Source organism: Dissulfurimicrobium sp. (assembly GCF_049968175.1).
Taxonomy (GTDB): domain Bacteria; phylum Desulfobacterota; class Dissulfuribacteria; order Dissulfuribacterales; family Sh68; genus Dissulfurimicrobium; species Dissulfurimicrobium hydrothermale.
This window is the reverse complement of the sequence record NZ_JBMFRG010000079.1, coordinates 1-6,988: the sequence shown is the minus strand read 5'-3', so window position 1 is coordinate 6,988 and position 6,988 is coordinate 1. Positions and strand designations below refer to the sequence as shown.

The 6,988-nt window shown below is 49.1% G+C and carries 7 protein-coding genes; 2 read left to right on the top strand and 5 right to left on the bottom strand.

Translation table 11 applies throughout. From position 1 onward, the window contains the following. Both ACP5SG_RS08895 and ftsZ read left to right on the top strand, forming a co-directional pair. On the top strand, window positions 1-574 hold a 574-nt coding region (locus ACP5SG_RS08895; protein WP_428123709.1), incomplete at its 5' end, for a cell division protein FtsA. 76 nt (window positions 575-650) lie between these two features. Continuing rightward, window positions 651-1,838, top strand: a complete 1,188-nt coding sequence (gene ftsZ / locus ACP5SG_RS08890; protein WP_428123706.1) for a cell division protein FtsZ — start codon at window positions 651-653, stop codon at window positions 1,836-1,838. A gap of 132 nt (window positions 1,839-1,970) precedes the next feature. Here the strand turns inward: ftsZ and glmM are convergent, their stop codons facing one another. The 5 genes from glmM to ACP5SG_RS08865 all read right to left on the bottom strand — a co-directional run. Next, the gene (glmM, locus tag ACP5SG_RS08885; protein WP_237887597.1) at window positions 1,971-3,335 is read right to left on the bottom strand and encodes a phosphoglucosamine mutase; all 1,365 of its coding nucleotides are present in this window, start codon (window positions 3,333-3,335) and stop codon (window positions 1,971-1,973) included. After that, window positions 3,336-4,169: a CdaR family protein gene (locus ACP5SG_RS08880; protein WP_428123701.1), complete on the bottom strand. Its 834-nt coding sequence runs from the start codon at window positions 4,167-4,169 to the stop codon at window positions 3,336-3,338. 87 nt (window positions 4,170-4,256) lie between these two features. After that, window positions 4,257-5,054, bottom strand: coding sequence for a diadenylate cyclase CdaA (gene cdaA, locus ACP5SG_RS08875; protein WP_237887601.1), 798 nt, complete (start codon window positions 5,052-5,054; stop codon window positions 4,257-4,259). 13 nt (window positions 5,055-5,067) lie between these two features. Further along, window positions 5,068-5,952: a dihydropteroate synthase gene (gene folP, locus ACP5SG_RS08870; RefSeq protein ID WP_428123694.1), complete on the bottom strand. Its 885-nt coding sequence runs from the start codon at window positions 5,950-5,952 to the stop codon at window positions 5,068-5,070. Continuing rightward, the coding region (locus ACP5SG_RS08865; RefSeq protein WP_428123689.1) for an ATP-dependent metallopeptidase FtsH/Yme1/Tma family protein at window positions 5,942-6,988 on the bottom strand (1,047 nt) is incomplete at its 5' end. The genes folP and ACP5SG_RS08865, both read right to left, overlap by 11 nt.

The window sequence follows — 6,988 nt, the reverse complement described above, 5'->3', positions numbered from 1 at the left end:
GTTGTTCGTCGATGGTACCATCAGACATTCTTCCATCCTTGGGCTTGGCGGCAATAATCTTACCAATGACATTGCCGTCGGCCTCAAGACGCCGATGGCCGACGCTGAGAAGATCAAGGTCCTTCACGGTTGCTGTTTGAGTTCGTTAGTATCTAGAGATGAAAATATAGAGGTTCCGAGTGTCGGCGGACGTAAGCCAAGACTCCTTTCCAGACAGGTGCTCGCTGAGATACTTGAGCCCCGTGTCGAAGAGATATTCGGCCTACTGGATCAGGAAATCCAACGCACCGGGCTAAAGGATTCATTGACTTCGGGGCTGGTGATTACAGGCGGTTCAGCCTTGGTGGCCGGACTCAGCGAGATGGCAGATCAGATTTTCCAGCTACCCACTAGGATCGGCTATCCGAGGCGCATATCGGGTCTGGTTGATATGGTTAATTCACCGATGTTTGCGACAGCTGTAGGTCTTGTGCTCTATGAGTTGGACAACAAGCCAGACAAGAAGTTCCACATAAGGGACGGCAATATCTTCAATAGGGTAACCGGACGTATGAGGTCATGGTTCAAGATTTAAATGTTTTGGTATTTATTTGGATCAAACAAATAAGGCAGTTTGTCGAAGTTTTTAAGGACATTAGAGGGGGTCTAAAATGGCTTTTGAATTTGTTGATATGGAACATACCGCTAAGATCAAGGTAGTGGGGGTCGGCGGCGGAGGCGGTAATGCCGTTAACAATATGATAGCATCTGAGTTGAAAGGCGTAGAGTTTATAGCAGCCAACACCGACAGTCAGGCCCTTGAGATGTCCAGGGCTGGGATAAAGATACAGCTCGGCAAGAATTTGACAAAAGGGTTGGGTGCCGGGGCTAAGCCTGAGATCGGCAGGGACGCAGCTGAAGAGAGTATAGACGAGATAAGGGCTGCACTTGAAGGAAGTGACATGGTCTTTATCACTGCCGGCATGGGCGGCGGTACCGGTACAGGGGCCGCTCCGGTCATAGCAGAAGTTAGCAAGGAGGTCGGGGCACTCACGGTCGGGGTGGTTACAAAACCCTTTAGCTTTGAAGGCAAACGCCGCATGAAGCAGGCGGAGGAGGGGCTTGAGCGCCTAAGGGGCGTTGTTGATACCATAATCACCATTCCAAACGATAGGTTAAGGCGTTTGGCGCAACCAAATACATTGTTGAAGGAATTGTTCGCCAAGGCTGATGATGTCCTCTATTATGCGGTGAGGGGTATTTCAGATCTTATAGTGGTCCAGGGCTATATAAATGTTGATTTTGCGGATGTGCGCACTGTAATGGCCGAGATGGGTATGGCGTTGATGGGCACGGGCGTGGCTAGGGGGGAGAGGAGGGCTATGGAGGCGGTCCAGATGGCCATAGCAAACCCGCTCCTTGAAGACATCTCGATCAGCGGCGCCCGTGGGATACTCATGAACATAACGGCTAGCAGCGAGACCCTTAGTATGGAAGAGGTGGATCAGGCGTCAACGATGATTCATGATGAGGCCCATGAAGATGCCAATATTATATGGGGTGCCGTATTTGACGATGACGCCGGGGATGAGATCAGGGTTACAGTGATTGCGACAGGTATCGGTGCCGATTCCGTCGGCGAGGAAACAATCGTCACACCCATAACAGATCTCGTCAGAAAAAGGCAGGATTCAGGCAGAGATGAGCAGGATCAGGTGGTGCAAACCGCCTATCGCGATAGGCAGCGCGCCTGGAATACGAAAAGGCCTGAAAAGCAAGGCCTTGTTCACAGAGGGTTTGATGAGATAGACTGGAACAGATATGAGATCCCGACTTTTATACGCAAAAAGGCTGATTGATCGCCGTCCGGATGCATCGATCAATCGGATTAGGTGCAGGTTGAACCTTAAGATCGTAGGGCTAAATTAATAAAATAAAGAGCTGGCAACCAAAAATGGACTAGAGAGGTGGGGGGTAGGCGTGGGTGGTCGCTACGGCTGTGGCGAACCGCATTTTATTTTGATGTATTCTATAATGCCCTGAGCAGCGGCGTGTATGTAGTCTCTGTCCTCCCCTTCAACCATTATCCTGATCAGGGGTTCGGTGCCTGAGGGTCTGATCAATATCCGGCCCCTGCCCTTCATTTTGCTCAGGAATTCCATTTGCAGTTTGTCCAGTCCGGCAATCTCATCAGGCGACCTCTTCTCTTTGATTTTTATATTGTATAAGACCTGCGGAAATGATTCCATGACCTTCGCCAGTTCGGACAAGGGCAAACCTGTGATCTGCATGATGGCAAGGAGCTGAAGGGCAGCCAGTATGCCGTCTCCCGTGGTCATATAGTCCATGAATATCAAGTGGCCTGATTGTTCGCCGCCGAAGTTGTACCCGCCGGCCCTCATGGCCTCTACTACATAGCGGTCCCCGACCTTTGTTCGGACAAGCCGTCCGCCCATTTCCTGAACGGCTACCTCTAGTCCCATGTTGCTCATGACCGTTGCAACAAGGGTATTGTGCTTCAGTCTATTTTCCTGGATAAGGTGTTTGGCGCAGATCGCCATGATATGGTCTCCATCTACCACCTTGCCCTTTTCATCTGCGACGATGACCCTGTCTCCATCGCCGTCAAAGGCTATCCCCATGTCCGCGTTGTGTTTGAGTACGGCGTCACGCATAGACTCAGGGTATAACGCCCCACAATTTTCGTTGATGTTTGTGCCATTGGGTGTTACCCCAAGCTTAATTACATCCGCACCGAGCTCCTCAAATACGGCCGGAGCAACTTTATACGTAGCGCCGTTTGCACAGTCAACAACTATTTTGAGCCCGTCGAGGGTAAGGGTCTTTGGGAATGTATGTTTGAGAAATACTACATATCTGCCCTGGGCGTCATCTATCCTGAAGGCCTTTCCTACGTGTTCGCCGGTTGGCTGTTCGTATACAAGTATCGATGACTCCATGAGTTCTTCTATGTGGCCTTCGAGTTCGTCAGGTAGTTTGAAACCATCCCCCGAGAAGATTTTAATGCCGTTGTCCTGAAATGGGTTGTGAGATGCCGATATGACAACTCCGGCATCGGCCCTCATGTTGGACGTGAGGAAGGCTATGGCCGGCGTCGGCATTGGTCCTACCAACAGCACATCCGCCCCCATGGAGCATATGCCAGCGGCCAAGGCGTTTTCCAGCATATAGCACGACAGCCTGGTGTCCTTGCCTATCAGTATCCTGTGGCGTCTGCCTTGTTGATTTTTAAAGATATATGCCACGGCCTTTCCGATTTTCATGGCCGTATCGATGGTCATTGGATATATATTTGCGATACCTCTGATGCCGTCTGTTCCAAAAAGTCTGCGCATTTATTTTTTTGCTTTATAGACCTTTATTTTTTGTGGAATGATATTCAGCAGCGATATTCCTTCAGGGACTATACATTTAGGTTCGATTACATGTATGCCCTTTGTTAAATCTTGTGTCTCTATCATTACAGTTATATCATTTGCAGTTATGTTGTTTAATTCAGTTAATGGCCCTTTGAGTGTTATGCTTACCTCTTTAGGCCAAAAGGATATTTTGCTTATAGGTGGATATAATTTTACTGGAACACGTTGTATTTTTTTTATGCCTTCAATAGGTTTTATATAGACAGTTACTGTAACTTCACTGATATTTGTTTCAGTATTAGTAATGTCTTTCATATTTAATCCTGAGCGTACTTTAATGATCTCTGTTGCTCCATCTATGTTAATAGGTAGTGTTTTTATTTCCCTCAACTTGTTGAGCTCTCTCGGTAGGCCGGAAGCAATGACCCTATCTGGTATGGTTTCAATCTTCTCGATCTTATATCCCTTAGCCGGGGTTCCGATGATTTCTGGTTTGACCATCAGCTCTTTACGCATCATCGGTTCAAGAATTATATTGAATTCCGAAGGCTGGAATCTCGTGATTTTTACGCCTGTTGGTATAGGCAGTGTCTCAGGGTCTATATGTATCGTTATCTTGCCGGGCGAGGTGTTTTTGAGGTCGATTATTTTTGGTAGCCTTTGAATAGCTACATCTCTTATGAGACTGCGTGGTCCGAATATCCTGACGTTTATTGCGGTTGGTATATCGTTGGCTATGATTAGGTCTTTCGGCAGATTTATGACCTCTACGGGCAGAGAGACGGTGATTTCGGCCTTTTCTTCCCCCACTACAAAAAACCACAGGAAGATGGCGAAACCGAGAGACAGCGCCTTTAAGACCCAGTTGTTGGAAAATATACCCCCTAGGCGCATTTGTCAGATGATTCTCCTTTTCCACCAAGGTTTCTCGACATCTTCTGGAGCGAATGTGTTGTGCAGGATTCGTCTCAATGTACCGGTGTCTATGTCTCTTGTTATCTTGCCCGCTATGGCCACTGATATACCGCCTGTTTCTTCAGACACGACGATTGCCACCGCATCGGTCTGTTCGGTTATGCCGATGGCGGCCCTGTGCCTGGTGCCGAGCCTTCTGCTTATGTCAGGACTTGATGTAAGCGGCAGTACACATCCGCCTGCGGCTATCCTGCCGTTTTGTATTATTACGGCCCCGTCGTGCAGTGGTGAGCCCTTATAAAATATAGTGCACAACAGGTCTCTTGTAACCCGTGCATCCAAAGCCGTCCCGCTGCTTATATAGTCCCCTAGTCCTACTCCTCTTTCAAGCACCATTATTGCGCCTGTCTTGGTCTCGGACAAAGCAGCGGTGGCCTTTGCGAGTTCCTCGATAGCCTGAAAATTCTTCACTTGGTTTTTGAGGAACGGACTCTGTCCCATCTGGATGAGGACCCGACGTATGTCATCCTGGAACACGATGACTATCAAGAGGAAGAGGGAACTCAGGACCGTTCCCAGCAGCCAGTGCAGGGTCATGAGGTCAAGGGATTTGGCTGCGAAATATATGACTATGATTACCGCCAGGCCGGCGGCCATCTGAACCGCCCGCGTCCCCTTTATTAGCAATATGATCTGGTAGATTATATAGGCCACGACAAGGATATCCAAGATATCCTGCCAACGGATAGTTATGAGGTATTGATTTATAAAATAGTCCATATGATTAGCCGACTCACTGACAGCCGTCCGTCGGTTTTTCTTGGTATATGGCGTTTACAACGCTCAGGACTTGTCTGGCGTTTTTTACATTGTGTACTCTTAATATATGCGCCCCCCTGACGGCTGCAACTGCAACCGCTCCCAATGTCGGGATATCGCGCTCATAAGGGGTTTTTATACCTGTTATTGCGCCCAAAAAGGCCTTTCTTGAGGGGCCAACGACGATCGGGGCTGAGAGTTCCTCAAATTCCTGAAGGCGGTTTATTAGTGTCAGATTATGGGCGACATCTTTGCCGAATCCTATGCCTGGGTCTATGAGGATATCTTCTTTCGGAATACCGTGAAGTACAGCCCATGATATGCGTTTTTCCAAAAAAGACCTCACTTCGCCTATTACATCGTCATAACAGGGTTTGACCTGCATGTCCTTGGGGGTGCCTTTCATGTGCATAAGGATGACCTTGGCCTTAAAGGACGAGGCGATCTCTGCCATTACTGGCTCGAAACGTAGCGCGCTTATGTCGTTGATGATATCTGCCCCGTGTTCCAGTGCTGCCTTCGCCACCAAGGCCTTGGTGGTATCTATGGAGATGGGGCGATCTGTAGCCTGTCTCACCGCCTTTATTACAGGGATCACCCTCCTTATCTCTTCTTCCGCGCTGACTGGTTCAGAAAACGGCCGTGTGGACTCACCGCCTATGTCAAGGATGTCTGCCCCTTCTTCGATAAGCCTCTCGGCCTGCATGATGGCGTCATCAAGCTCCAGAAAGTGCCCGCCATCGGAAAAGGAATCAGGGGTCACATTGATGATCCCCATTATATACGGCCCGTTGTCCCAGCAAAAAACATGTCCTCTGATGACCATGTCTTTCAAGGTCATCTTTTTTTTATGCGCCATAGTCCTTGCTGTCTTTAGCAGGAGGCGTTTTTTGCCGGCATTGTTCCATTAGGGTGTTTACGGCTTTCGCATCAAGGGATTCCTGTTCAAGGAGGGCGTGCGCTATGGCGTGCAGACACTCGATATGTTCCATGATTAGTTCTTTTGTCCTGTTGTAGGAAGATGTAACGATCTTCATAACCTCTTCGTCGATCTTTTTGGCGGTGTCTTCGCTGTAGTCTTTTACCTGGCCGAAGTCCCTGCCGAGAAAGATGTGGTCTTCCTTCTTGCCGAATACTACTGGGCCGAGCTTTTCGTTCATGCCCCATTCGCAGACCATTTTTCTTGCAAGATCGGATGCCCTCTCTATGTCATTGCCTGATCCTGTGGTGAATTCGTTTAGGACGAGCTCTTCGGCCACCCTACCCCCAAGCAGTATCGAAAGATTGTTCATGAGATACGACTTCGGGTAGGTATGGCGTTCATCTTCGGGCAGTTGTTGCGTGAGCCCTAGCGCGCGGCCCCTTGGGATAATGGTTACCTTGTGGATCGGATCGCTGCCGGGCAGGAGTTTGGCTACAAGGGTATGTCCTGCTTCGTGATAGGCAGTTATTCTTTTTTCTTCATCCGACAAGATAAGGCTCTTACGTTCAGCCCCCATCAGCACCTTGTCTTTGGCCTTTTCGAAGTCGTCCATTTCCACCACTTCTTTGTTACTTCTTGCCGCCAAGAGGGCCGCTTCGTTTACGAGGTTTTCAAGGTCGGCGCCTGAAAAACCGGGCGTCGCCTTTGCTATTACAGAGAGTTCTATTTTGGGATCAAGCGGTATTTTTTTTGCATGTACATTTAGAATAGCCTCGCGCCCCCTTACGTCAGGCACAGGCACCATAACCTGGCGATCAAATCTGCCCGGCCTTAAAAGTGCAGGGTCAAGGACGTCTGGTCTGTTTGTGGCGGCTATCACTATCACCGCCTCGGATGTCTCAAAGCCATCCATCTCGACCAGGAGTTGGTTGAGGGTCTGTTCCCTCTCGTCATGGCCTCCGCCGAGACCGGC

What these genes read in the sequence shown, in the direction of transcription:
- cdaA (WP_237887601.1), bottom strand. Translation starts at nt 5,054, where the DNA reads ATGGACTATTTTATAAATCAATACCTCATAACTATCCGTTGGCAGGAT.
- glmM (WP_237887597.1), bottom strand. Translation starts at nt 3,335, where the DNA reads ATGCGCAGACTTTTTGGAACAGACGGCATCAGAGGTATCGCAAATATA.
- folP (WP_428123694.1), bottom strand. Translation starts at nt 5,952, where the DNA reads ATGGCGCATAAAAAAAAGATGACCTTGAAAGACATGGTCATCAGAGGA.
- ftsZ (WP_428123706.1), top strand. Translation starts at nt 651, where the DNA reads ATGGCTTTTGAATTTGTTGATATGGAACATACCGCTAAGATCAAGGTA.